Origin of the sequence: Mesorhizobium sp. M7A.F.Ca.CA.002.05.1.1 (genome assembly GCF_003998335.1) — a bacterium.
Classification (GTDB): domain Bacteria; phylum Pseudomonadota; class Alphaproteobacteria; order Rhizobiales; family Rhizobiaceae; genus Mesorhizobium.
On record NZ_RZQI01001643.1, the window covers coordinates 1 to 459 of the forward strand.

General features: G+C 61.4%; 2 protein-coding genes. Both read left to right on the top strand.

The genetic code is table 11. The annotated features are described in order from the left end of the window. Positions 1-234, top strand: a 234-nt coding sequence (locus tag EN939_RS37535; protein WP_335930828.1) for a M20/M25/M40 family metallo-hydrolase, incomplete at its 5' end; no start/stop codon positions are given. A gap of 34 nt (positions 235-268) precedes the next feature. Continuing rightward, on the top strand, positions 269-459 hold a 191-nt coding region (locus EN939_RS37540; RefSeq protein ID WP_206528491.1), incomplete at its 3' end, for a VOC family protein.

Consider the following 459-nt stretch of genomic DNA (forward strand, 5'->3'; position numbering starts at 1 on the left):
CATCTGCGGCGCGCACTTGATGAAGAGGGCGTCGCGCACGGCGAAGAAGCCCTGCCGATGCGCGCCTCTGAAGATTTCGGCCTGTTCGGCCACAGTGCCAAGTCGGCGATGTTCTTCCTCGGTGCAGGCGAGCGGCACCCTGCCTTGCACAATCCCGACTATGACTTTCCCGACGACCTGATCCCGATCGGGTCAAGGATCTTCATGCGCACGGCACGTAATTTGCTGGGCTGACCTCCGCCGACCCCAACACCGAAAGGAACACGCAATGCCAACGATGCCAAAGAACACGATTTGCCTCTGGTTCGACAAGGACGCCGAGGCTGCGGCTCGCTTCTACGCGGAGACCTTTCCCGACACCAGGGTGGGCGCCGTTCACCGTGCGCCGAGCGACTTTCCGTCCGGCAAGAAAGGCGACGTGTTGACGGTCGAATTTACCGTTGCCGGCATTCCCTGCAT